We start from the raw sequence: 22,102 nt of genomic DNA, 5'->3' as shown, positions 1-22,102 counted from the left end.
AGTCTCCGCTATTCGAGTTCGAGGTATTCGATGTAGAGTTCGCGGCCGGACAGGACCGTATGCCCCAGTTCCTCGCCACAGCCCGGGCAGGGGGCGAAGGCGGCCGAGGGCGACTCGGGAGAGAACTCCCTCTGGCATGTCCTGCAGCGCAGCACCACAGGCGTTTCTTCCATGACCAGTTGCGATCCGGCCAGCCGGGTGTCGGTGGTCAGGACTTCAAAGGCCATGGACAGGGCTTCCGGCACTACGGCAGAGAGCCGGCCGTGCCTGACCTTGACCATAACGAGGGTCTTTTGGTCGTGCTTGGCCATCTCATCTTCGATGAGGGCAAGCAGACTTTGGGCGATGGAAAGTTCGTGCATGGCCGGTCCCCTTTACGGCAAAACCCCGGCCACGTAAAGAAATCCCGGCCGGATTGCCGCCTAATCGACGAAAAAGGGAGCCAGCACGGCGGCCAGGAGCATGGCCGGCAGCAGATTGGACACCTTGATCTTGAGCAGACCCAACATATTGATACCGATGGCGATGATGAGCAGGCCGCCCACCGCTGACAATTGGGCCAGACGGGGCGGGGTGAAGGCCGCCTGGGTGGCCCCGGCAAACAGCGTCAGCCCGGTCTCGTAGAGGGCGACCGGCAGAAAGGACAGGGCCACACCGGCTCCGTAGGTGGTGGCCAGGATCATGGCCACGCAGCCGTCGAGGATGGATTTGGTGAAAAGCAGGGTGTGGTCGTTTCGAAGGGCTTCGTCAAAGGAGCCGAGGATGGCCATGGTGCCGGAGCAGAAGATGACCGAGGCGGTGACCAGTCCGTCGGTAAAAAGGGCGTTGTCCGAGCGCAGCATCCCCTTTACGGCATCGCCGGCCCGGGCGAACTGGCGTTCGATGTCCAGGGCTTCGCCGACGACGGCCCCGACGAGCATGGCAACGACAACGAGGATGGGCGAGGTCATGGACATGGCCATCTTGATGCCGATGGCCAGGATGGACAAGCCCAAGGCCTGGAACATGATGGTGCGCACGCGGTCGGGAAATCGTCCGTGCAGGGTGAGGCCAAGGAGGCTTCCGGCAATGATGGCCGCGCCGTTGACGAGTGGACCGAGCGGAAACATGGCAGCTCCTTTTGCGCGTGGGCAGGTGAGGGGCTATCAGGTTGGGCGGTCCAGGACAAGGGATAAGGACCTTGACGGGGGAGGGGATGTCGTGTAGTGTAACCAATTCGTGCCGGGATGGCGGAATTGGTAGACGCAGCGGACTCAAAATCCGCCGGTCGCAAGGCCTTGGGGGTTCGAGTCCCCCTCCCGGTACCAGAAAATTTCAACGGGTTGCCGCTGTCTGGAAAGAGAGCGGCAACCCGTTTTTTATTGCCCCAGTCCCGGTATAGCCCCGGCGGGCATAGCCAAAGAGCACGTTACCGCCACTTGGTCTTGTCAAACACCCCACGCTGGACAATCTCCCGGGTCTTATAGCCGTCGAAATTGAAATCACCGGGCAGATGCGTCCGGTTGGGCCGCACCCGCTTGCCCAGGCTGACGGCCACAAGCAGGGCCAAGCCAGCCATGATCCACCACAGCATATTCATAACCGGCCTCCTTGGCCCAAACCGGTGCGGCTTGCCCGGGAAAGGCCCCGGGCAAAGGCTAGGGCAAGAGCCCGCGCCCCGGCTCCGTCGCCGGCAACCGACACCCCGGGCCGCCCACCCTGCCGGGCCGACTGGCGGCCAAAGCACTCCAGCAGACCTTCGGCGGTTGGCAATACCACTTGGTTAGGGTCCAGCAACTCCAGGCCGATATGCCTGACGCCCCCCTCAAGCGCCCCCACCAGGCAATCGCCGAGATTGGCGATGCCCGCCTCGCCAAGCATTCCCTCGATGCGGATATCGTAGCGACCCGGCCAGCGGACAACCCGGATCGTGCCACCCTCGGCCGGCGACAAATAGACGTCCAGGTCCGGATCGGCATCCGGCACGGACGCCACAACGCACCAGCGGCCGGGGCCAAGCGGTCGAACAGACAAGCCGGGTGCGCCGGAGGCGCGGCGTTGCGTTCCGGCCGGGATGCCGGAACGGCCATTGGGAAACTCGGCGGCATCGATTCCGGGAACGACGGTTTCAGGCTGCGACATAAACGACCTCCCTCCGGCCCCAGGCGGGCCGGAATACGGGAGCATCCTACGACGGGGCGGGAGCGGTGCAATCAGGCCGGCTCCCGAAAGGCTTCGGGATGTTTCCCCGGTATTCCGGGAGGGTCTCCCGAAATGCCGGGGGGGCCGGTCGGCATGGCGCGGCCAGGGCTGACAAGGACAGCGAAAAAGGCTAGGTCTCCGGCATCCCCAGATGGTCTGACCCTCCAATCCGACACCTCCATGAACGCTCCCGCACCGCCCGATCCCCTGGCCGCCGCACGCGAGGCCGAACACGCCAAAACCGTGGCCGCGCTTTGCGAACGCATCAAGGAACTCGATTGCCTCTACGAGATCACCCGCCTGTCCCAGTGCCAGGACATGGCCCTGGACGGCATCCTGGCCGGGGCGTGCCGGGTGGCTGCCCGGGCCTGGCAGTATCCGGCCGTGACCTGCGTGCGGGTGACCATTGGCGGACGCAATCAAGCCACGCCCAACTGGCGTCGGCCGGTTGCCCGCCAGGAAAGCCCCATACGCAGTCGCGGCGAGGTCATCGGCCGCATCGAGGTCGGCTATCTGGACAAATGCGCCGAGGCTGATGAAGGCCCGTTTCTGCGCGAGGAGCGCCATCTTCTTGATGCCGTGGCCGAGCATCTCGGGCGCATCATCGAGTCTCGCAACAACGAGGAGCGGCTGCGCCAGCTCTCCCGGGAACTGATCAGGGCCCAGGAAACCGAGCGGCAGCGCATCGCCCGGGAACTGCATGACGACGTGGCCCAGAACCTGTCCCTGGTGCGCCTGTCCCTGGACCGGTTGGCCGCCATGCCGGGCGTTGCCGACAGCCTGAGCCCCGACGGCCAGGAAGCGGTCCGGGAGAGTTCCGCCCGCCTGGGGGCGGCCATTGCCTCCCTGCGCAATCTGGCCAGTGACCTGCTCCCCCCGGCCCTTGACCGCCTGGGGCTGGTCGAGGCCGCCTCGAACCTCTGCCACGAGACCGCTGCCCGCACCGGCCTGATGGTGGAATTTTCCGCCGACGGCCTGGACGCGGTGCGGGTCGATTTTCAAACCGGGCTCAACCTCTACCGCGTGCTCCAGGAAGCCCTGGCCAATGCCTGCCGCCACGGCCGCTGCTCGCGCATTGTCGTCCGCCTGATCGCTTCCCATCCCTTGCTGCTGCTGCGTGTTGGCGACGACGGCGTGGGTTTTGACCCCGAGGTCCGGCTGGCGGAGGCCCTGGGGCAAAAGCGCATGGGCCTTTGGAGCATGGGCGAACGGGTGCGCCTGCTTGGCGGCAGGCTGACTATCCGGTCGCGACCGGGGCAGGGGGTGCGGATAAAGGCCGAGATACCGCTTGGCCAGGGGGCAACGTGACCGACAGCGTCAGGATTCTCATTGTCGACGACCACGGGCTGATGCGCCAGGGGCTGGCCGCGCTTTTGGCCGGCAACCCCCGGTATGTCGTGGTTGGCGAGGCGGCTGACGTGGCTGCGGCAGTGGCTGCCGTCCGGGAGCTGACGCCGGATGTGCTGCTCCTCGATATCGGGCTTGGGCAGGGCAGCGGCGTCGAGGTCCTCAGCCGTCTGCCTGGGTTGCAGCCGCGCCCCGGAGTGCTGGTCGTCACCATGCATGCCCGCCTGGATCTGGTGGCCGAATGCTTCCGGGCCGGGGCCATGGGCTATGTCGTCAAGGATTCGGCCGCTTCGAGCCTGCTGGCCGGCATCGAAGCGGTGGTGCGCGGCGAGCGCTACCTCGACGCGGCCATAACGCCCCAGGTGCTCATGCGACTGGATGCATACGCCGTCCGTCGGACCCGGCCCCGGGATCCGGCCTATGAGGGGCTTACCCGACGCGAACAGCAGGTGCTGCGCCTGTTGGCCGAGGGCAGGACTCCGGCGGCCATCGCAGCAGAGCTGTTCGTTTCCAAAAAAACCGTGGAAAATCATCGCGGCAACATTTTCGGCAAACTCGGCCTGACCAATCTGGCCGAACTGGTGCATTACGCTGTCCGCCTGGGTATTGTGGATCTTGATGACGATCTGATCGAATGAAGATGGCCGGGGTGCGCCAGGGCTTTTCCCCGGTCCGGGGCTTGGTTGTTTCCTAGTTCTCCGGTATATTGTCCGGCAAACCCTGGAGGCGGTATGTCCGACACGGCTAAAGCCATGGTCCTGGCCTCTTTTATCGGCGATGCATTGGCCCTTGGGCCGCATTGGGAATATGACACGACAGCTCTGGCCCAGCGCTTCGGGCCGGTGACCGGGTTTATCGACCCACCCGCGGACAGCTACCATGCCGGCAAGAAAGCCGGGGAGCTGACCCATTACGGGGATCAGACCCTGGTTTTGCTCGACTCCCTGGCCGCCCGGGGCCGGTTTGACCTGGAGGATTTTGCCACCCGCTGGCAGCAGCTCTTTGCGGCCTACGACGGATACATCGACGGTGCCACCCGCATGACCCTGAAAATTTTCAACTTCGGCGAAGGGCCGGCCAATTCCGGGTCCAATTCCAGCGATCTGTCCGGCGCGGCCAGGGTTTCGCCACTCGTCTACGCGCTTCGCCACGACCTGCCCGCCCTGGTGGATGCGGCCCGGGCGCAGGCCAAGATGACCCACAACCACGCCCGGGTCATTGAGGGGGCCGAATTTTTCGCCCGCACCGCCTGGGCCGTGCTTGGCGGCAAAAGCCCGGAAGCAGCGCTCATGCAGGCGGCCGAGGCCGGATACGCCAGCGCCCCCATCAACCAATGGCTGGAAATGGGCCTTGCCTCGGCCGGCCAGGACACGGTGGAGGCCATAGCCGGCTTCGGCCAAACCTGCCACATTGAAGAGGCCATGCCGGGGGTAATCCACCTTATTGCCCGCTATCCCCGCGATTTGCCTGCCTGCCTGACCCACAACGTCATGGCCGGCGGCGACAGCGCGGCCCGGGGCCTGTTGGCCGGCATGGTCGTTGGCGCTGCCTCGGGCCTGGCCGGACTGCCCAAGGCCTGGGTCGAGGGACTGGCCGCCAGGAAAGTCATCGAGGAAGATTTGCAGGTCATTGCCACCCGCTGAACCGGGCAATTGGCGAACAGATTTTACAGCGGCCCGGGGTTGGGGTATAGCCTGTTGCATCGTGCCAAACCCGTCCGGTCATGGCCGGGCGCGACCGGTCGCTTTTGCCGGCGGCCAGGGGGAGGACATGGAAGATTGCAAGGCGCATTTGCCGGAACTGGTGCAGTCGAGAATCGATGATCTGGTCAATGTCCAGGGCGTCGATGGGGAACTGGCCGTTCATATGAAAGAGCTTGAGGCCCGCATGGTGGCCCTGGAAGCCCTGGCCCGGGAAGAGGCCGGAGAGGAAGCCCGGGTCCTGGTCGAGGACATGGAGCGGCTTATCGACCGCATCCGCCGGGATTACGTGGCCATCGCCTACCGCCAGGGTGTTGTGGACGGGGCGGATTTTAAAAAACTCGTGGCCTGTCCGGGCGTTTCCCTCTCTCTCTGAGTGTTGTTTCCAAACAGAGAAGTCTGGTGTGCCTTGTGAAAAGGACAGACGAGAGGGCGGCCTCAATGTCCCATCGAGGTCGATGGGCGATGCGGCTCCCGGGCGCATGGTCGGGCCATGGTTGGATGAAGAGGCTTTATGGCGGACAAGGATATCAAGGACATTGCCCATTGCGTCTATATGATTGACCTCGTCCTGCGCGAGATCATGCATTCTGCGAGCATTACCAAGAAAGATTTCGCAACGCAGTGCATCATTGACAGTTTCGTGCGCATCCTGCGTGAAGAGGGCTATTCCGTCACCCCGGCCCGCCTCAAAAAATGCTCGCCTACGCCCATTGATTCACAACCGGTTGCGTGGCACACCCGGCTGACCGCATCTGTCCCCGGGCCTTCCGGCCCCGGGCAGACGGCGGCACTGGCTGTGTGCGGCTTTGACCAAAAGCCGGTTGACGCACCGGACCGTGGACTGTCCGGCGCGTGCCCTGCCGTTTCCCGTCCGGGAGCCGCGCCGTGAGGCCGTGATCCCGGACGCCCGGCTACCCGGTCCCATCCCAGGAGTTCCCCTCGTGACCGAAACCGCCAAACCGGCCTGGAAACTCGGGCCGGCCCGCGAACCCCTCGACCGCGATGTATCCAAACGCATCGACGTCCTGCGCATCGTTCTCATTGGTCTGATCGTTTTAGCCCACGGCGCGCGCGGTATCACTGTGCGCATCGCCGGCGAGACCGCTCCGGGCGCGGCGCTCATGCTCGATATCTTAAACGGCCATGTGGATTTTGTGGCTGTGCCGCTTTTTTTCACGATTTCGGGCTTTTTGTTCCTGCGCAAATTCGAGCTGTCCCTGACTGCCTACGGCGAGATGCTGCGCAAGAAATTCGTCTCGGTGCTCGTGCCCTATCTTCTGTTCAATATCGGCCTTGTGGCCTGGTTCTATTTTGTCGGCAGCATCGAGATGCTTGGTTCCTGGAACTTCGTGCTCGCTGAGGGTCTTGTCACCAAGACCTTGGGCCTTGGCACCACGCCGATCAACTATCCGCTCTGGTTTCTGCGCGATCTGCTCGTGGTTTTTCTGGTCTCGCCGATTTTCCTGGTGTTTTTCAAGGAAGCCCCCGGCGTCGGCCTGGTGACCTTTTTCTGCCTGTGGGCCGGCCTGTCGGAAGGGCCGTATTCCTACGGCGGCGACATGTTTGCCTTCTATCTTGGCGGGTATCTGGCCCGGTGCCGCCTGCCCCTGGCCGGGGTCTCCTGGTGGCAGCGAGCCGGGACCTGGATTTTTTGCCTGCTGACCGCTGTTTTGGTCTGCTCCAAATCCCTGGGCCTGACTGACGAGGCCGTGCGGCAGTTTCTCTTCAAGGCTAACCTCGTCTTCGGCCTCATAGCCTTCTGGCGGTTTTCGGCCATACCCTGGGTCCGCGACAGCACGGTGCTGCAGCGCATGGGCCGGCACAGTTTTTTTGTCTATCTGGCCCATGAGCCGACCATCTCGGTGCTGCAAACACGGTTGCTCTCGGTCTGGTGGCCGGTCGGCAATGCCCAGCAGATCGCCTTTTATTTCGGCAGCGGGCTGTCCACCATTATCGGCCTGTGGCTTGTGGCTGAACTGCTTTCCAAATTGGTGCCGGCGGCTTACGGCTTTGCCACTGGGGCCAGGACCGCGCCGGGACGGGCTGTGGCAGTCCGGGCAACGGCTGGCGGCAATTGATTGTTTTTCCTGTTTTGCCGTAAAACAGGACGCCCGGATGGGGCTGCTCTTCGAAGGGAAAAGAGAAAGATTCTTGTTTTCAGATTGTTGGGAGGCATGGTACAAAGGCACGAATCCTGCTTTGTGGGCAGGAGGGAGGACCAGCATTTATGCTGCGCATTCTGCTTGCCGAAGACGACGTCAACCACGCCACCCTGGCCCGCCAGACGCTGGAAGACGAAGGCCACAGCATCACCGCCGTTGCCGACGGACGGTTGGCCCTGGAAGCCGTTGTGAAGGACGCCTTTGATCTTGTGATCCTCGATATGCGCCTGCCCGAGCTCGACGGCCGGGAGTTCATTGGCCGTATCCGGGCCGCCGAAACGCCTGTCAGCCGGATTCCCATCGTGGTCGTGACCGGCTATGGCGTGCGGCAGCACATGGATTTTTTCAAGCACTTCGACGTGCGCCATTACCTCGCCAAGCCCTATGACTGCGACGAACTGGCCTCGATCATCCGCAGCTACGACAGCCACTGACCCCTTCCTCCTTTCCCTCCGGAGCTTTCCGACCTGATGAGTGGACTTTGCCGGGGTTTTTCCGTAGACCCCAGGCGGAGCAACGCCCGTATTGGGCGCAAAAAGCGAGGGAATCATGCTTCGCATCGAAGATTTGCATGTGAAAATCGGCGACCGGCAAGTCCTTGCCGGCATCAACCTGCACATCGCCGACAACGAAACGTTCATTCTTTTTGGTCCCAACGGCTCGGGCAAGACCACCTTGCTCATGACCCTCATGGGCTTTGGCAATTACGAAATAACCAAGGGCCGCATCCTGTTTCGCGGCCATGACATCACCCACGCCCCCATCTACGAGCGGGCGCGCCTGGGTATTGGCATGTCGTTTCAGCGTCCGCCCACCATCCATGGCCTCAAAACCCGCCACATGGTGCGTATGTGCGCCCGCGAGGCGGAAATCGACGTGGACGCCCTGGCCCGCAAGGTCAATATGGACGAATTCCTGGAGCGCGATGTCAATGCCGGCTTTTCCGGCGGCGAGATCAAGCGCTCGGAACTGCTCCAGCTCATGGCCCAAAAGCCCTATCTGCTGCTGTTTGACGAGCCGGAATCCGGCGTCGACCTGGAGAACATGAAGCTGATCGGGCATACCGTGCGCGACGTGCTGACCGGCGGCATCGAACCCCGGCCCAACTCCAGCATGAAGCAGCAGCGGGTGCTTAAACGTCCCGTCTCCGGACTGATCATCACCCACACCGGCTATATCCTCGAATATTTGAACGCCGACCGGGGGCAGGTGCTTTTCAACGGCCACCTGTGCTGCGAGGCCAATCCCCGCAACATCCTGGATCACATCAGCCAGTACGGCTACCAGGAATGCGTGCGCTGCCTCAACTAGCCAACGGGAGCTGTCATGGAAAAGATCGATCTGAAAGCCTTCCGGTTTAGCGGCTCGACGCTTGGTGAAATTCCGGATCTGCGCACCATGGATGCGGCGGACAAGGCCGAGATGCTCATGTCCGGCATTGATGTCGAGGAACGCGAACGCGCCGGCACGTACCTGCAGGTGGACCACGGCCGGGTCCATTGCAAGAGTCTGCAAAAGGGCGTCGAAGTCCTGGATATCAAGGAAGCCCTGGCCAAATACGACGGCTTGCCTGACTATTTCTGGACCCAGGTGGACAAGGACAAGGACGAGTTCACCCGGTCTGCGGCCGGAGATCTGCACGGCGGGTACTTCATCCGCACCGAGAAAGGGGCCAAGATCACCGAACCGGTCCAGTCGTGCCTGTTTCTCAAGGGCGACATGATCGGCCAGAACGTCCACAACGTCATCATTGTTGCCGACGATTCGGAGCTGCACATCATCACCGGCTGCTCGGTGGCCCACGGCTCCAAGGGCGCGGCCCATCTCGGCATCACCGAAATCTTTGTCGGCAAGAACGCCAAGCTCACCTTCACCATGATCCACAACTGGGCCGAGTCCACGGTTGTGCGGCCGCGTACCGGCGGCGTGGTGGACGAGGGTGGGGTGTTTGTCAATAATTACGTGCTGCTTAAGCCCGTCAAGGACCTGCAGTCCTATCCGGCTATCCGGCTCAACGGCCGGGGGGCGGTGGCCCGGTTTAATTCCGTCATCGTCGCGCCCAAAGGGTCCTATGTGGACACCGGCAGCCGCATCGAATTAAACGCCCCCGACACCAAGGGCGAGATCATCTCCCGCACCATTGCCTCGGGCGGCACCATCATCGCCCGGGGATTTATCGGCGGCAATTCCGTGCCGGCCAAGGGCCACCTGGAGTGCAAGGGGCTTATTCTCGGCGGCGGCATCATCCATGCCATCCCGGAGCTGCTTGGCTCGGTCGATGGGGTGGAGTTGTCCCACGAGGCGGCCGTTGGCAAGATCGCCCAGGAAGAGATCGAATACCTGATGGCCCGGGGCCTCGACGAAGAGGAAGCCACCTCCACCATCGTGCGCGGCTTTCTCAATGTGGACATCATGGGCCTGCCCAAGGAACTCCAAGACGTCATCGAAGCCACCATCAGCGAGTCCGAAAAGGACATGTTCTAGGCTGGCTGGCCGAAAGGTATGTCCTGATCGCCGGTTGCCGTTTGCGGCAGCCGGTACGTCCAGGTTTTCATGGCCGGAGTCCGCTGGGGCTCCGGCTTTTTTGCGCCGTCTGGCTGTTGCCAAAGACCCAAACCTGGGATAAGCCGAAACCCGGTCGGCAGTTCACCCAGGCGTCGCCGCCCCGCAAGGGGTGCTAAACCTGCCGCGTTTTCCATTCCGTACCGACACCTTATCCCGTGCCGCGTCGGAAGACGGCGACCACCGACACTCCCTCCATGGACAGGCACGCTTCAAGGATAAGCGATGTCACGCGATTTATTTCCCTTTCATGTTGACGACATAACCGCTTTGGCCAAGTCTTTGCGCACTCGTCTGGCCGAGTCCGGGGACACTCCCGGTCATGTGGAACTGCTCAACATCCTGGCCAAATCGGCCGGCTGCCGCAATTTCCAGCATTTCCGGGCCAATGCCCAGGCCCGCGAACAACTGGCCAAGCTCCCGACAACGCCGCCGTTGCAGGCCTCGGTCGATTTCGTGCGCCTAAAGCGCCTCCTGCGCCACTTCGACCCGGCCGGGCGGCTTCTCCGCTGGCCGGCCAAGCACAGCGAACAGCAACCCTGCCTGTGGCTCTTGTGGTCGCGCATTCCCGCTCGCCGCGTCATGAACGAACGGGAGGTCAACGAGCACCTAAACGCCCAGCACAGTTTCGGCGATGCCGCCTTGCTGCGTCGCCAACTCTGCGATACGGGCCTGCTGGTACGGACTCCGGACTGCCGGGAGTACCGCCGGGTGGAAGGGCGGCCCACGCCGCTTGGGCTGGAGCTGATCCGGCAGTTGGCCAGGTCCGGCGCGCCCCAGGCACATCCGTCTGCCGCGTCCTGATACGCTGCGCAGGCAAACGCCCGCATCCGGCTTTGGCTGGTGCGGGCGTTTTGGCGGGGTACGGCTTGCCCGGTCGGGCAAGCCATGCCATGACGGGCCATGGACAAGACCACTCAGACGCTTTACCGGACCATGGTTCTGCTGATGGGAATGTTCCTGCTGCCCGGCCTTGCCGCCCCGGTATCGTCGAGGGCCGCCTCGGCCATTCCCCTGGAGGCGGTGACCGGGGATTTCCCGCAACGGGACCGTCTGCCCCAGTCGGCTGTGCCGCCAGGGGCGTGGTACGGCAATCCCGCTCTGGGCAGTTGGGGACCCAGGTCCGCCGCCTATCCGCCCGTGGCCGTCCCGGCCGGGTACGAGGCCCTGGCCTGGAAACGGGCGCGGGTGGCTGCCGTGGCCCGGCGCTATGTCGGGCTGGCCTATCGCCACCACCACATCCCGGCCTACGATCCGCCGGGCGAGGGGCCGGGGCTGGACTGCTCCAACTTCACGTCCTGGGTCTACAACTATGGCCTCGGCCTGCGTTTCACCTCTGCCATCGCGGCCCAGGCCGATGGTCCCAAGGCTCCGGGCCGGCGACTGGCCCCGGATGAACCCTGGGCCGTGGGCGATCTGCTTTTTATCACCAGCCGCGACGGCTCGCGCGTCTCCCACGTGGCTGTGTGGCTGGGCGACGGGCAGCTCATCGATTCCCACAAGACCGGCGTGGCCGTGCGGCGCTATGCCGGCTGGTACCGGGACTGTCTGTCCCATGTCCGGCGGGTGATCGAATAAGCGGGCGACGGTCGGGCTAGGCTTTGCGGCGCGAAGGCGCGGCGTCTGCGGCCGGCCGGGCCGGGGTGGAAGCGGGGTTGGCCGACATGGCCCCTGGGTCCAGTTCCACGCTCTGGTACAGGGCGTCGGTTTCGTTTGGGGTCAGCAGCCGGTACTGCCCGGGGGGCAGATCGCCGAGAATAAGCGGTCCCTGGGCAATGCGCACCAGGGTGAGGACCGTCAGGCCAAGATCGCGGCACATGCGCCGAATCTGCCGGTTAATCCCCTGGGTGAGTTCCATTTCAAGGACAAAACGGTCGTCTGACGGCCGGCCGACCAGTTCTGTCCGCACCGGGGCGAGCAACTCGCCCTCGGCCAGACGCATCCCGTTTCGCATGACGTCCAGGGATTGCGGCGTCACCCGGCCGCGCACCGCCACCTGATAGCGTTTGGTCACGTGCCAGCGGGGGTGAGCCAGGCGAAAGGCCAGTTCGCCGTCGGTCGTAAGCAGCAGCAGACCCTCGGAATAGTAGTCGAGCCGGCCAACGGAAAACAGGCGTCGGCCGCGCCAGGGTTCAGGCAGCTGGTCAAAAACCGTTGGCCGGCCATCGGGATCGTTGGCCGTGGTCACCACGCCGGCTTTTTTGTGGTGCATGACGGTCAGCGGCGCGGCATCGGCTGCGGCCAGGACCACGGGAACGCCGTCCACGGCCAGGCTGTCCCGGGCGGGATCAATCTTCAAGCCCTGCTCGGTGACGATGGTCCCGTTGACCGTGACCCGGCCGGCAGCCACGAGTTCGTCGGCATGGCGGCGGGAGCAGACCCCGGCGGCAGCCAGGGCCTTGTTGATGCGCATGGGGGGGGAAAGTGCATCCATACGCTAGACCGGCACCACAAGTTCAAAACGTGTGCCGGCGCTGCAGGCGGATGTGAACCTCACATCCGCTCCCAGGCATTGTCGGGCAAAAAGACGCATGCTGTAGGTGCCAAATCCCCGTCCCTCACCTTTGGTGGAATAGCCTTTTTCAAAAATGCGCATTTGGGTTTCCTCAGGCAAGGCCCCCGGATTGTGCACCCAGAAAACGATGGTTCCGTTGGGCGCGTCGCATCCGATGGTCACGCATTCGCCCGGAGCCGAGGCTTCCAGGGCATTTTTGATCATGTTGACCATGATGCGCTGGATGATGCGGGCGTCTGAGGAAAAAGTCCTGGCCACGGTTTCGGGGGCAACGACCAGACGACGCTTGCCGCCCGGATTGAACGCCTGGCAATAGGCTGCGAGATAGGTAAGGACTTCGCGGGTCTCAATCCAGGAAAAGGAGTTGCGGTATTCCTTGGTTTCAACCGCCAGGAAGTCGCGCTGGGTCTCGACGATGTCCTGGATGTCGTCAATGGCCCGGCGCAGCAGATCCAGTTCGGCAGTGTAGTCCACGGGCAGGTCAAAGGCCATGATGTCGTGAATGCCTTTGATGCCGGTGACGGCATTGATGATGTCGTGGAAAAAGATGCGTTCGAAACCACGCAGGGCTTTTTCGTGGGCAATGTCGAGAATGGAATTGATGACGAGCTTGTGGCCCTCAATGACCATGGGTACAGCCCACACTTGCAAATTGAGCGCTTCAAGGGTGGTGCTGGTGGTGCGGCTGATGGAACATTCCTGGGTGCCCCGATCCCCTTCCAGGCTTTTGACAACGGCCTGGGCCGCGCCGCAGTACTGGCAAAACCGCGTGGTGCCGCAGCCTCCGGCATTGTCGTCGGCGTGTTCGCAGCCCAGGGCTTCGCCTATGCGGAGGCCGATGACGTCGTTTTCGTCGGTCAGGTTGGCCAGGGAAAGGAAGCGGGCGTTGGCATAGACGATCTGGCGGGTATCATTGATGATGAGGATGGCCAGAGGCATCAGCGACAAGGTGACGGCCGAAGGGGATCGGGCGATTTCCCTGGAGATGCGTTCGATGCTGGTTTGGTCGAGACGCTCGGCCGGTAAAAAAAAGGTGGTGGGCGTTTCGTCCGGCATTGCTGATTCCTGAAGACTGCTTCGGCCATGGGGCGACCTTCCAAGGGGTCGGGCTGCGCCCCAAAAGATGGATAACGGGCCGCTTGGATGACAACGGCCCGCATGCAAAGAGCCTGTTGTTAAATTTGGATAATCTTGTCCGCGAGGTCAAGGCTCGTGACCACATCGAGCATGTTGGTGGTCTGGCCGACCTCTTTCTTGTCCAAAATGCCGTAAAAGTCCAGGCAGGTGCCGCACACGAGGATGGATACACCGGCCTCGGCCAGGGCCTTGAGCTTGTCCAGGGCCGGACTGCCGGCAACGGCCAGGCGGACAGCGCCATTGACCAGGACAATACGCCACAGGCGGTCGCCCAGTTCCGGCAAGGTGCCAAGGAAGTTGACCATGAGCTTGGCCCCAAGGGTCTCATCCCCCCGGCCGATGGTGTCGGCGGTCAGAAAGGCCACGGTCCTGGCTCCGGTCTCGGCCGTGGCGGCAGACGGTGCAGGGGCCGTGTCCGGGCCGGCCGCGCCGGCCGTGGCTGTCAACACGGACACCCCGCCCGAGGCCTCGGCCACGGTGACGGCGTAGCCGCGCATCCCCAGGAACCGGGCGACGTTTTCCCGGGCCGCCTCATTGTCGACCGTGATGGTCAGGGTGGACGGGGCCTCTTTTTCGACGCATTCCTTGCAACAAAGAACCGGACCGGGACAGGCCAGTCCCCGGCAATCAAGCGATCTGTCCATGGGGTGCACTCCTTACGATTTGCCGCAAGGTAGCCGACGAGCCCAGGTCCAGGTCAAATCGAATGATGTGATGCTTTCTTTCCTATTTGATCGAAAGTTTTGATGGCAGCCCTAAAACGGACTGGTAAAGCCGAAGGTCGTGGCCAGCCATTCCATGTAGGTCCGGGCAGAGGGGCTGGCTTGGGCGCCCTTGAAGGCGCTCCGGGCCAGTTCCTCGGCCTGGGAGAGCATCCCGGCCATGCACAGGATATAGACCCGGGCCGGGGCGAGATTGCTTGGGTAGCCCAGGTCCTGGGAACGCTTGAGCTTGGCTTCGGCCAGCAGATAGTTGCGCTCGGCCAGGGCCTTGACCCCGAGCTGAAACTCGGTTTCGGCTGAAGGCGGCATTCCGGCGGCCAGGGCCTTCTCCACGATCTCGACCTTTTTGGGATCGGATTTCATGAGCCACAGCGGCAAAACGGTCAGCTCCGTTCCCGTCAGCACGTAATTGACGGCAGGCAGCGGCGGCGGCGGCGGGATCATATTGTTGAGAAAGACATTCATGATCTGCTGCGTCTCAAACCAGCCCTCGGCTTCGGCCTTGACCGGGGGCGGCAAGAGCAGTTCGGCCTCGGCAGACTGGGCAAAACGTTCCCGCGAGGCCAGGGTGTCCATAAGGGCATAGTGGGTGGCGACATCGCGCTGCTGGGCTTGCGGGTTTTCCGGGTAGCCGGTCAGGCGTTTGGGATAGTTGTCGGTCAGCGGCTTGGCGTCGCCGAGGTAGTCGGCCAGGGCTTTGCCGTCGAGCATGAAGAGCGCGCCGAGCTGGGCCGGTTTCTCGAGGGCAATCTGGCGCAGCCCCTCGGCGGTGGGACCCGTCGTCCACAGGGCCGGGAAATCAGCGGCCGGCTTGGGGCCTTTGGGCTTTTTGACCCCAACCATCATCCAGTTGAAATTATCCCCCATCCACAGGGAGCTATGCTCGAAGACCTCGCTAAACGCCTTGAGAATGGCCTTGGCGTCGCCAGGGGACAACTCAAACACCGGCAGCCAATAGGTGACCATGCCGCCGTCGTTTAAGCGGTCGCGCATGAGTGCGAAGTATTCCCGGGAATAGAGATTGACCACGCCGGCCATCATGGGTGGCGGCGGTTCGGCCGTTATGATGTCGAATTTCTGGCGCGTGGCCAGGAGGTAGAACCGGCCGTCCTCGACGTGGGCCGTGACCCGGGGATCATCCAGGGGATTGGTGCCGGGCTGGGGATAGACCACCTTGCTGCCGGCCAGGACGTCGCGGGAAATGTCCACCACGTCGATACGCTCCAGGCGCTTGTCCTCGACCAGGGCCGTGGCGGTCGAACCCGTGCCGAAGCAGATGAGCAGGGCGGATTTGGGATTTGGCAGCACGGCTTCGGGGAAATAGCCGAAAAGCTTCATATAGCGCCGGGCGCTGCGGTCCGTGGACGACATCGAATAGCCGTCGGTGACCAGCCGGTAATAAAGCGGCTGGCCCAGGTAATCCTTGCGCAGGTACTGAAGCGTCCCGGCCACGCCCTCCACGGTCCGAAGCAGGGTTTCGCCGTCCTTGAGGAAGTCCAGGCAGGCCCGGTTCAGGTAGTCCCGCATGGACCCGAACGGGAAAAGAGCCAGGAACAGGGCGAAAGCAGCCACAGTTCCCTGCAGGAAGCGGTTGGTGCGAAAGGAGGGCCAGGGCGGCGTGTCCCCGGCGCACAGCATCGCCGGCAGGAGATAGAGAAGGCACAGGAGAAACAGCGTTTTTTCCATGCCCATGGCCGGGATCAGAACAAATCCGGCCAAAAGCGGTCCAGCCATGGCCCCCAGGGTGTTGGCCATGGCCACCAGCCCGGCCGACCGGGCCCGGTCGCCCACTTCGCGGTGGAAGGCCTCGGCCAGGGCGGTAAAGAGAATGCCCGAGACAAAGGCGGCCGGAAACATGAGGGTGACCGAGAGCAGGGCGACATACCGCCAGTCCAGGGCCTGGTAGTCGGCGATGGACACCCCGGAAGCGGCTTCAAACAGCCGGAACGAGGCCAGGGCCGCAGCAGCCACCAGCAGGGCCAGGGGAGCGGTGATGCGCCGGCCGTCAGCCTCCCGGCGCAGCCACCACCCGGCGAACATGCCGCCAAGGCCGATGCCGGCCAGGATCACCGACAGCATGACGGCAAAGGCCAGACTGGTTGAGCGCACGAACAGTTGCAAAAAGCGGGTCCAGACCACTTCCAGGGCCAGAAAGCCGGCCCCGGCCAGGAAACCGGCCAAAAGGAGCCGTCTGGCCCGGCCGGTGAGCGGGGCCGGGGCGGGTTTGGCCGGGGCGTCCTGGCGAACCGGTTCGTCCCGGAAGCGTGCGGCAATGCTCAAGGCGCCCACCGCCGCCAGCACATTGAGCCCGGCAGCGAACAGCCCGGTGCCGACCAGTCCAAGAGGGGCTATGAGCACGGCCTCGCCAAGGAGCGCCCCCAGGCAGGCCCCCAGGGTGTTGACGCCGTAAAGCCGTCCCAGCGCCTTGCCGAATTCGCCGGGACGCCGGGCCAGGGCTTTGACCAGAAGGGGCAGGGTCACGCCCATGGCCGTGGCCGGCAGCAGGAAGAGCAGGAAGGAAAAGGCGAACCGCAAGGTGTTGAGCAGCGGCGGCGTATCCAGGGCCGGATGGAGCATGGCGCCGAGCCAGACCGAAAGCATGGGGAAACAAACGACGAGCAGCGCCCCCCACAGGCCGACCAGCAGTTCCATGACGGCGTAAAAGCGCACCGGGTCGGTGACGTCGCGGCCAAACCGGGAAATGAGCGCGTTGCCGAGAGCCAGCCCGCCCATGAAGCTCGACAGGACCAGGGCGCTGGCATGGATGCCGACGCCAAAGGTCAACCCGGCCAGATGGAACCACAGGGTTTCGAAAAGAAGAGCCGATGCTCCGGAAACCAGGAACACGGCGACAAGGACCAGTCGGTCGCTGCGCGAGGCAGCGGGAGAAGCGGTCATGGCTGGCATAGGGGGCCTCGGGGTGGACCGACGCCGGATCGGCAGGGGGAACGTCCCGGGCGTCGTCGCATGGGCATAGGGCGGTCAAACCCCGATTTTGGGGCAGATATCATCCAGGATGCAGCTGTGGCAGCGGGGGGAGCGGGCCTTGCACACGTCGCGTCCGAACAGGACGAGCAGGTGGTTGATCTCCCCATAGTCGTTTCGCGCAAACAGCGGCATCAAATCTTTTTCAATGATGACCGGGTTTTCCGATGTCGTCAAGCCCATACGGAAGGCCAGTCGGCGCACGTGGGTGTCAACGGCGATGCCCTCGTTAATGCCCAGGGCATTGGACAAAACGATATTGGCGGTCTTGCGGGCGACTCCGGGCAGGGCGGTGAGTGCGGCCATGCTGGCCGGGACGGCGCCGCCGTGGCGGGCGACGAGGATGTTGGCGGCGGCCACCAGATTCTTGGCCTTTTGCCGAAAAAAACCCGTGGCATGGACAACGGCTTCGACCTCGGCCACCGCAGCCCGGGACAGGGCGGCGGGGTCAGGCCAGCGGCGGAAAAATTCGGGCGTGACGGTATTGACCCGGGCATCGGTGCACTGGGCGGCAAGCACCGTGGCCACGAGGAGTTCGTAGGCGTTGCGATGGACAAGAGCCGGCTTGGGGTCAGGGTAGACTGACTTGAGCCGGGTATGAATGAGCGTGGCCCGTGCAGCCGCGTCCATTACCGGAGTCTCCGGATGGGCGCGGCTGCCGGCCAGGCAAGGGGTGCCCAGGGAAATCCCATAAGGGCTAGGGGATGAACACCACCGCCGAAATGGTCGTGGTCCACATGCCTGTTTCACCGGTGGTGACGCAGGGCATGGAGGCGGAGTCAATGATTTTGCCGCTCATGAGATAGGTCTGGCGACGTTCGTCGTAGGCCGTCTCGGGGTCAAAGTCGATGCCAAGGGTGGTGGCCAGCATGGTGGAGGCCAGATCCTCGGCAAAGTCGCCAATCTCCTGCTCTTCAGAGCCAAAGCCGGTGTGCTCGGAGATGTAGCCGTAGTTCGACTTGTCAGCCGGGAAGGCCATGCCCACGGCAGAGCCGACAAGGCGGTTTTTTTCGTCGGTAGCATTTCGCGCCATAACGCAGAAGGTGATCTGCCCGGGGCTTAGCAGCTTGACGCCCTCTTCCGGGGTGAGCAACTGGCAATGGGGCGGGTAAATGCTCGACACGTAAACCAAGTTCAGCTTTTCAATGCCAGCCTCACGAAGCGCCAGCTCGAAAGACTGCAGCTTGTTTTTGTGGCGGCCGACGCCCTTGGTGAAAAACGCCTTGGTGGGAACGGAAGAGCCTGGAAGCATGGGCAGTCCTCTTTATGCACTCAGATTTGCCGCGAAAGCGGGGAATCCTCATAAGGGTTTTTTGCCGAGAAGTATAGGGCCTTTTTCACCGGTCCGCTTGAGGGCATCGGCGATTTCCGCGTCAGACCCTTTGAGCTGGACATTGACCCGGAAAACCGGGGTGTTATTGGACTTTGCCTCGGCCACCGAAGCGGTGACGCCCTTTTTGGCCAAGGCTTTGACATGGGCTTGGGCCTGTTCCCGGCCAGGGAACGAGGCAACCTGATACGTGGCAGTATAGCGCAGCGGCGCTTTCTTGTCGAAGGGTGTCTTTGGATCGACCTTGGCTGCGGTCCTGGCATCCTCGGCCGCCTGTTTGGCCGCCGGCCGGTTCTGGGCCGGGGGCACGGCCGCCGCCGCCCCGGGCACCGGGCGCACCTCGGTCTGCTCATGCGGCTTTTGGGGCGCAGCCTGCTTTTTGGACTCTGCCGCAGGTTTGGCCGGAGTGTCGGGAGCCTCGGCACCCGGCTGGTTGTGGACCTCTTCCATGAACTGGAGGTCTTCGGGCTTAAGCACCGAGGGCGGGGCCTGGGACGTGGTATTGTCCGGCATCTTGGCCTCGGTGGTAGGCATCATCTGGGCGATCTGCGGCACGGCCGCCTCGGGCCGGTAGCCCCGGCCGACCAGGATGCCGAGAATGAATACCCAGCACATGCCAAGGACCACCACGATGCCGACGGATATGACGCCGGACATGCTGATCTCGAAGGTGAACTTGCGCGGTCCGCCGTTTTCACGGGACACGTTGAGTCTGCTTAAAAGCTTCATGGGGCACGGTTCCTCGCCGAGAGATAAGGGCTAAACGCGAGGCGATGTCAAGACGGTTACATGCTGTCCGGAGCGGATACGCCAAGCAGGCCAAGGCCGTTTCGCAGCACCTGGGCCACGGCCTCAAGCAGCCGCAGCCGGGCGGCGGCAAGCCCTTCGTCGCCGGCGGTCAGCACCGGATTTATGGTGTAGTAGCGGTGCAGCCGGGCGGCCAGATCGCGCAGGTAAAAGCTGACCAGATGCGGCGAAAAGGACCGGGCGGCGGCAGCCACGGTGTCCGGGTACTGTTCGAGGAGTTTTAACAGCTCAAGATCCTCGGTGGTGGTCAGGCGCGCCAACAGTTGGCTGTCGGCCGCAGGCACGGTCAATCCCCGCTCGGCCGCCTTGGCAAAAAGCGAGCGCACCCGCGCGTGGGCATACTGGACGTAGTAGACCGGGTTGTCCATGGACTTTTCCTTGACCGCATCAAGGTCGAAGTCCAGGTGGCTGTCGGATTTGCGCGACAGGAACATGAAACGGGCCGCATCGGCCCCGACTTCGGCCACCACGTCGGCCAGGGTCTCGAACTTGCCGGCCCGGGTGGACATGGCAATCTGTTCGCCGCCTTTGAGCAGGTTGACGAGCTGGACCAGGATGACCTTGAGGCTCGTTTCGGGATCACGTCCAAGGGCGGCCACGCAGGCCTTCATGCGCGGCACGTAGCCATGGTGGTCGGCGCCCCAGATGTCCACCACCACATCAAAGCCCCGGCGGAACTTGTCGGCGTGGTAGGCTATATCCGAGGCGAAATAGGTCAGTTCACCGCCGGATTTGACCAGCACCCGGTCCTTGTCGTCGCCAAAGGCGGTGGTGGCGAACCAGAAGGCACCGTCCTGGTCAAAGGCCAGCTTTTTGTCGCGCAGTTCGGCAAAGGTGGCATCCACGGCTCCGGCCTTGAGCAGGTTCGATTCCGGGAACCAGACGTCGTGGTGGACCCGGAAGTCTTCCAGATCCTTTTTGATGCCGGCCAGGATTTCCCGCTCGCCGTGCAGGCGGCACAGGTCGGTTGCCTCGTCTTCGGGCATGGCCAGCAGGGTGCGGCCGTGGGTGTCGACAAGCTCCCGGGCCAGATCCTTGACGTAGTCGCCCCGGTAGTAATCCTCGGGTTCGGCCACGGTCTCGCCCAAGAGCTCCCGGCAGCGGTAGAGGATCGACTGGCCAAGGATGCGCATCTGCCGGCCGGCGTCGTTGATGTAGTATTCGGTCTCGACAGTGAAGCCGGCGGCCCGCAGCACCCGGGCCAGGCAGTCGCCCACGGCCGCGCCGCGCCCGTGGCCGATATGGAGCGGTCCGGTGGGGTTGGCCGAAACGAATTCCACCTGGATCTTGACCCCCTGGCCGATGGTCAGCAGGCCGTAGCCGGCGGCGGCGCGGGCAATGTCCAGGACGGTTTCCTGCCAGAAAGCCGGGCTCAGGGTCACATTGAGAAAGCCCGGACCGGCCACGCTGACGTCGGCCAGCCGGGGATCGGCAGCCAGAGCCTCACGCAGGGTCTCGGCCAGCTCGCGAGGCGGTTTTTTGGCAGCCTTGGCGGCCATCATGGCCACGTTGGTGGCCAGATCGCCGTGGGCCCTGTCCCGGGGCGGCTCAATGGTGGTCTTGGCCGGCCAGGGGATGCCGTGGGTCGCCAGGGCGCTTTCGAGCAAACCCCGCAAAATCTCGGTGGCGCGCATAGAATCAGGCCTCCAGGGCGGCGGCGTCGGCAGGCGAGGCCACGGCCAGGGCGGTGTAGGGTTCGCCGGCCTCTTTGAGGTTGGCGGCCAGAAGCTTGGTCAGGACACCCTTGGGGCCAAGCTCGACAAAGGTGCGCGCACCGGCCTGCCACAAGCCGGCAACGGTGTCGATCCAGCGCACCTGCGAGGTCATCTGCCGGCACATCAGTTCCAGGGCCTTGGCCCCGTCCGGCTCGGGCGCGCCGGTGACGTTGTGAAAGACCGGGGCCACTACCGGAGCGCGAAGCCCGCTGCGGCGCAGGACTTTTTCCAGTTCGGCCGCCGGTTCGGCCATAAGCGGGCTGTGGAAAGCGCCGCTGACCGCCAGGGGCACGGCCCGGCCCTTGCGCTCCTTGACCAGGACGCCGGCCGCCTCGACAGCCGGGGCTGCGCCGGAAATGACGAACTGGCCCGGGGAATTGTAATTGGCGATAAGGAGCACCTGGCTGGTGGCCCGGGCCGCCTCACGCACCACGTCCTCGATGTCGTCCAGGGAAAGCTTCAGCACGGCGGCCATCTTGCCGTCGCCGCCGTCAGCCTCGGCCATGAGCCGGCCGCGAAGGCTGGTCAGTTCAAATACCGCCGGCACCTCGAGCATACCCGAGGCGGCCAGGGCAGCGTATTCGCCCAGGCTATGGCCGGCAAACCCCGCCAGCGGGGACAGTTTCGATTTGAGATGAAACCACAGGCCGAGCGTCACGGCGGTCATGGCCGGCTGCAGGCAGCGCGTGTCGGCCATGGCCGCCTCGTCGCCGTCCCAATATATTTCGCGCAGCGGCAGGCCGCTCGCCTTTTCCGCCATCAGCCACAGTTCGGCCGCCTCGGCCGAAGTCTCGGCCAGGGCGCGGCCCATGCCTTTTTCCTGGGAACCCTGGCCGGGGAACAAAACAGCCAGGCGGTTTTGGGTTGCGCTCACGTTCGACTCTCCTTAAGAGCTTTTCGCGTCATTTCGGCCGCGATTGGTAGAGCAACGGGCTC

The 22,102-nt window shown here is 63.7% G+C and carries 24 protein-coding genes and 1 tRNA gene; 12 read left to right on the top strand and 13 right to left on the bottom strand.

Features of this window, described 5'->3' with window-relative positions; genetic code table 11:
• Positions 1 to 8: 8 nt before the first annotated feature.
• Together DVDV_RS06225 and DVDV_RS06220 are read right to left on the bottom strand one after the other, a co-directional pair.
• Positions 9 to 362 carry a hydrogenase maturation nickel metallochaperone HypA gene (locus tag DVDV_RS06225; protein ID WP_075353841.1) on the bottom strand — a complete coding sequence of 118 codons (354 nt, stop codon included), beginning with the start codon at positions 360 to 362 and terminating at the stop codon, positions 9 to 11.
• Between the two features lie 60 nt (positions 363 to 422).
• On the bottom strand, positions 423 to 1,109 hold the full coding sequence (locus DVDV_RS06220; RefSeq protein ID WP_075353840.1) for a DUF554 domain-containing protein: 687 nt from the start codon (positions 1,107 to 1,109) through the stop codon (positions 423 to 425).
• Between the two features lie 111 nt (positions 1,110 to 1,220).
• On the opposite strand from DVDV_RS06220, the gene DVDV_RS06215 reads away from it, so the two are divergent.
• Positions 1,221 to 1,307: transfer RNA gene (locus tag DVDV_RS06215), tRNA-Leu, on the top strand.
• 101 nt (positions 1,308 to 1,408) lie between these two features.
• Here the strand turns inward: DVDV_RS06215 and DVDV_RS22690 are convergent.
• Positions 1,409 to 1,579 carry a hypothetical protein gene (locus DVDV_RS22690; protein ID WP_175577071.1) on the bottom strand — a complete coding sequence of 57 codons (171 nt, stop codon included), beginning with the start codon at positions 1,577 to 1,579 and terminating at the stop codon, positions 1,409 to 1,411.
• Complete coding sequence (locus DVDV_RS06210) at positions 1,576 to 2,121, bottom strand: hypothetical protein (RefSeq protein ID WP_075353839.1); 546 nt, start codon at positions 2,119 to 2,121, stop codon at positions 1,576 to 1,578. The genes DVDV_RS22690 and DVDV_RS06210 overlap by 4 nt, the downstream gene beginning before the upstream one ends.
• Positions 2,122 to 2,361: 240 nt before the next feature.
• Between DVDV_RS06210 and DVDV_RS06205 the strand changes: the two genes are divergently transcribed.
• From DVDV_RS06205 to DVDV_RS06155, 11 genes are all read left to right on the top strand, one after another.
• Positions 2,362 to 3,489, top strand: coding sequence for a sensor histidine kinase (locus DVDV_RS06205; protein WP_075353838.1), 1,128 nt, complete (start codon positions 2,362 to 2,364; stop codon positions 3,487 to 3,489).
• The gene (locus tag DVDV_RS06200; protein WP_075353837.1) at positions 3,486 to 4,166 is read left to right on the top strand and encodes a response regulator transcription factor; all 681 of its coding nucleotides are present in this window, start codon (positions 3,486 to 3,488) and stop codon (positions 4,164 to 4,166) included. The genes DVDV_RS06205 and DVDV_RS06200 overlap by 4 nt, the downstream gene beginning before the upstream one ends.
• A 93-nt stretch (positions 4,167 to 4,259) precedes the next feature.
• Positions 4,260 to 5,171 (top strand): ADP-ribosylglycohydrolase family protein, encoded by a 912-nt coding sequence (locus DVDV_RS06195; protein ID WP_075353836.1) that lies wholly within the window; start codon positions 4,260 to 4,262, stop codon positions 5,169 to 5,171.
• A 127-nt stretch (positions 5,172 to 5,298) separates the two neighbouring features.
• Positions 5,299 to 5,604: a hypothetical protein gene (locus DVDV_RS06190; RefSeq protein WP_075353835.1), complete on the top strand. Its 306-nt coding sequence runs from the start codon at positions 5,299 to 5,301 to the stop codon at positions 5,602 to 5,604.
• A gap of 138 nt (positions 5,605 to 5,742) precedes the next feature.
• Positions 5,743 to 6,120: a hypothetical protein gene (locus DVDV_RS23245; RefSeq protein ID WP_254845277.1), complete on the top strand. Its 378-nt coding sequence runs from the start codon at positions 5,743 to 5,745 to the stop codon at positions 6,118 to 6,120.
• Positions 6,121 to 6,172: 52 nt separating this feature from the next.
• Entirely contained in the window at positions 6,173 to 7,309 is a 1,137-nt protein-coding gene (locus DVDV_RS06180) for an acyltransferase (protein WP_075353834.1), read from the top strand.
• A 149-nt stretch (positions 7,310 to 7,458) separates the two neighbouring features.
• Positions 7,459 to 7,827, top strand: a complete 369-nt coding sequence (locus tag DVDV_RS06175) for a response regulator (RefSeq protein WP_075353833.1) — start codon at positions 7,459 to 7,461, stop codon at positions 7,825 to 7,827.
• A gap of 115 nt (positions 7,828 to 7,942) precedes the next feature.
• Positions 7,943 to 8,704, top strand: coding sequence for an ABC transporter ATP-binding protein (locus DVDV_RS06170; protein WP_075353832.1), 762 nt, complete (start codon positions 7,943 to 7,945; stop codon positions 8,702 to 8,704).
• 15 nt (positions 8,705 to 8,719) lie between these two features.
• Positions 8,720 to 9,877, top strand: a complete 1,158-nt coding sequence (locus DVDV_RS06165; RefSeq protein ID WP_075353831.1) for a SufD family Fe-S cluster assembly protein — start codon at positions 8,720 to 8,722, stop codon at positions 9,875 to 9,877.
• A gap of 303 nt (positions 9,878 to 10,180) precedes the next feature.
• Positions 10,181 to 10,759 (top strand): DUF2087 domain-containing protein, encoded by a 579-nt coding sequence (locus DVDV_RS06160; RefSeq protein WP_075353830.1) that lies wholly within the window; start codon positions 10,181 to 10,183, stop codon positions 10,757 to 10,759.
• A gap of 99 nt (positions 10,760 to 10,858) precedes the next feature.
• On the top strand, positions 10,859 to 11,533 hold the full coding sequence (locus DVDV_RS06155; protein ID WP_083634673.1) for a C40 family peptidase: 675 nt from the start codon (positions 10,859 to 10,861) through the stop codon (positions 11,531 to 11,533).
• Between the two features lie 16 nt (positions 11,534 to 11,549).
• Here the strand turns inward: DVDV_RS06155 and DVDV_RS06150 are convergent, their stop codons facing one another.
• From DVDV_RS06150 to DVDV_RS06110, 9 genes are all read right to left on the bottom strand, one after another.
• Positions 11,550 to 12,389: a pseudouridine synthase gene (locus tag DVDV_RS06150; RefSeq protein WP_075353829.1), complete on the bottom strand. Its 840-nt coding sequence runs from the start codon at positions 12,387 to 12,389 to the stop codon at positions 11,550 to 11,552.
• A gap of 3 nt (positions 12,390 to 12,392) precedes the next feature.
• Complete coding sequence (locus DVDV_RS06145) at positions 12,393 to 13,526, bottom strand: HAMP domain-containing sensor histidine kinase (protein WP_075353828.1); 1,134 nt, start codon at positions 13,524 to 13,526, stop codon at positions 12,393 to 12,395.
• 119 nt (positions 13,527 to 13,645) lie between these two features.
• Complete coding sequence (gene yedF, locus DVDV_RS06140) at positions 13,646 to 14,251, bottom strand: sulfurtransferase-like selenium metabolism protein YedF (RefSeq protein ID WP_075353827.1); 606 nt, start codon at positions 14,249 to 14,251, stop codon at positions 13,646 to 13,648.
• A 111-nt stretch (positions 14,252 to 14,362) separates the two neighbouring features.
• The gene (locus DVDV_RS06135) at positions 14,363 to 17,236 is read right to left on the bottom strand and encodes a fused MFS/spermidine synthase (RefSeq protein ID WP_075353826.1); all 2,874 of its coding nucleotides are present in this window, start codon (positions 17,234 to 17,236) and stop codon (positions 14,363 to 14,365) included.
• 75 nt (positions 17,237 to 17,311) lie between these two features.
• The gene (gene nth / locus DVDV_RS06130; protein WP_075353825.1) at positions 17,312 to 17,944 is read right to left on the bottom strand and encodes an endonuclease III; all 633 of its coding nucleotides are present in this window, start codon (positions 17,942 to 17,944) and stop codon (positions 17,312 to 17,314) included.
• A 67-nt stretch (positions 17,945 to 18,011) separates the two neighbouring features.
• Entirely contained in the window at positions 18,012 to 18,566 is a 555-nt protein-coding gene (locus DVDV_RS06125) for a pyruvoyl-dependent arginine decarboxylase (RefSeq protein ID WP_043631488.1), read from the bottom strand.
• Between the two features lie 48 nt (positions 18,567 to 18,614).
• Positions 18,615 to 19,373 carry an SPOR domain-containing protein gene (locus DVDV_RS06120; RefSeq protein ID WP_075353824.1) on the bottom strand — a complete coding sequence of 253 codons (759 nt, stop codon included), beginning with the start codon at positions 19,371 to 19,373 and terminating at the stop codon, positions 18,615 to 18,617.
• Positions 19,374 to 19,429: 56 nt separating this feature from the next.
• Complete coding sequence (gene argS / locus DVDV_RS06115; RefSeq protein WP_075353823.1) at positions 19,430 to 21,085, bottom strand: arginine--tRNA ligase; 1,656 nt, start codon at positions 21,083 to 21,085, stop codon at positions 19,430 to 19,432.
• A 4-nt stretch (positions 21,086 to 21,089) separates the two neighbouring features.
• Positions 21,090 to 22,040, bottom strand: coding sequence for an ACP S-malonyltransferase (locus tag DVDV_RS06110; RefSeq protein ID WP_075353822.1), 951 nt, complete (start codon positions 22,038 to 22,040; stop codon positions 21,090 to 21,092).
• Positions 22,041 to 22,102 lie beyond the last annotated feature (62 nt).

The organism is Desulfovibrio sp. DV (genome assembly GCF_001936595.1).
In the GTDB taxonomy this organism is placed as follows: domain Bacteria; phylum Desulfobacterota; class Desulfovibrionia; order Desulfovibrionales; family Desulfovibrionaceae; genus Solidesulfovibrio.
This window is presented reverse-complemented; position numbering and strand designations above follow the sequence as displayed.

What these genes read in the sequence shown, in the direction of transcription:
- DVDV_RS06225 (WP_075353841.1), bottom strand. Translation starts at nt 362, where the DNA reads ATGCACGAACTTTCCATCGCCCAAAGTCTGCTTGCCCTCATCGAAGAT.
- DVDV_RS06220 (WP_075353840.1), bottom strand. Translation starts at nt 1,109, where the DNA reads ATGTTTCCGCTCGGTCCACTCGTCAACGGCGCGGCCATCATTGCCGGA.
- DVDV_RS22690 (WP_175577071.1), bottom strand. Translation starts at nt 1,579, where the DNA reads ATGAATATGCTGTGGTGGATCATGGCTGGCTTGGCCCTGCTTGTGGCC.
- DVDV_RS06210 (WP_075353839.1), bottom strand. Translation starts at nt 2,121, where the DNA reads ATGTCGCAGCCTGAAACCGTCGTTCCCGGAATCGATGCCGCCGAGTTT.
- DVDV_RS06205 (WP_075353838.1), top strand. Translation starts at nt 2,362, where the DNA reads ATGAACGCTCCCGCACCGCCCGATCCCCTGGCCGCCGCACGCGAGGCC.
- DVDV_RS06195 (WP_075353836.1), top strand. Translation starts at nt 4,260, where the DNA reads ATGTCCGACACGGCTAAAGCCATGGTCCTGGCCTCTTTTATCGGCGAT.
- DVDV_RS06190 (WP_075353835.1), top strand. Translation starts at nt 5,299, where the DNA reads ATGGAAGATTGCAAGGCGCATTTGCCGGAACTGGTGCAGTCGAGAATC.
- DVDV_RS23245 (WP_254845277.1), top strand. Translation starts at nt 5,743, where the DNA reads ATGGCGGACAAGGATATCAAGGACATTGCCCATTGCGTCTATATGATT.
- DVDV_RS06175 (WP_075353833.1), top strand. Translation starts at nt 7,459, where the DNA reads ATGCTGCGCATTCTGCTTGCCGAAGACGACGTCAACCACGCCACCCTG.
- DVDV_RS06170 (WP_075353832.1), top strand. Translation starts at nt 7,943, where the DNA reads ATGCTTCGCATCGAAGATTTGCATGTGAAAATCGGCGACCGGCAAGTC.
- DVDV_RS06165 (WP_075353831.1), top strand. Translation starts at nt 8,720, where the DNA reads ATGGAAAAGATCGATCTGAAAGCCTTCCGGTTTAGCGGCTCGACGCTT.
- DVDV_RS06160 (WP_075353830.1), top strand. Translation starts at nt 10,181, where the DNA reads ATGTCACGCGATTTATTTCCCTTTCATGTTGACGACATAACCGCTTTG.
- DVDV_RS06155 (WP_083634673.1), top strand. Translation starts at nt 10,859, where the DNA reads ATGGACAAGACCACTCAGACGCTTTACCGGACCATGGTTCTGCTGATG.
- DVDV_RS06150 (WP_075353829.1), bottom strand. Translation starts at nt 12,389, where the DNA reads ATGGATGCACTTTCCCCCCCCATGCGCATCAACAAGGCCCTGGCTGCC.
- DVDV_RS06145 (WP_075353828.1), bottom strand. Translation starts at nt 13,526, where the DNA reads ATGCCGGACGAAACGCCCACCACCTTTTTTTTACCGGCCGAGCGTCTC.
- yedF (WP_075353827.1), bottom strand. Translation starts at nt 14,251, where the DNA reads ATGGACAGATCGCTTGATTGCCGGGGACTGGCCTGTCCCGGTCCGGTT.
- DVDV_RS06135 (WP_075353826.1), bottom strand. Translation starts at nt 17,236, where the DNA reads ATGCCAGCCATGACCGCTTCTCCCGCTGCCTCGCGCAGCGACCGACTG.
- nth (WP_075353825.1), bottom strand. Translation starts at nt 17,944, where the DNA reads ATGGACGCGGCTGCACGGGCCACGCTCATTCATACCCGGCTCAAGTCA.
- DVDV_RS06125 (WP_043631488.1), bottom strand. Translation starts at nt 18,566, where the DNA reads ATGCTTCCAGGCTCTTCCGTTCCCACCAAGGCGTTTTTCACCAAGGGC.
- DVDV_RS06120 (WP_075353824.1), bottom strand. Translation starts at nt 19,373, where the DNA reads ATGAAGCTTTTAAGCAGACTCAACGTGTCCCGTGAAAACGGCGGACCG.
- argS (WP_075353823.1), bottom strand. Translation starts at nt 21,085, where the DNA reads ATGCGCGCCACCGAGATTTTGCGGGGTTTGCTCGAAAGCGCCCTGGCG.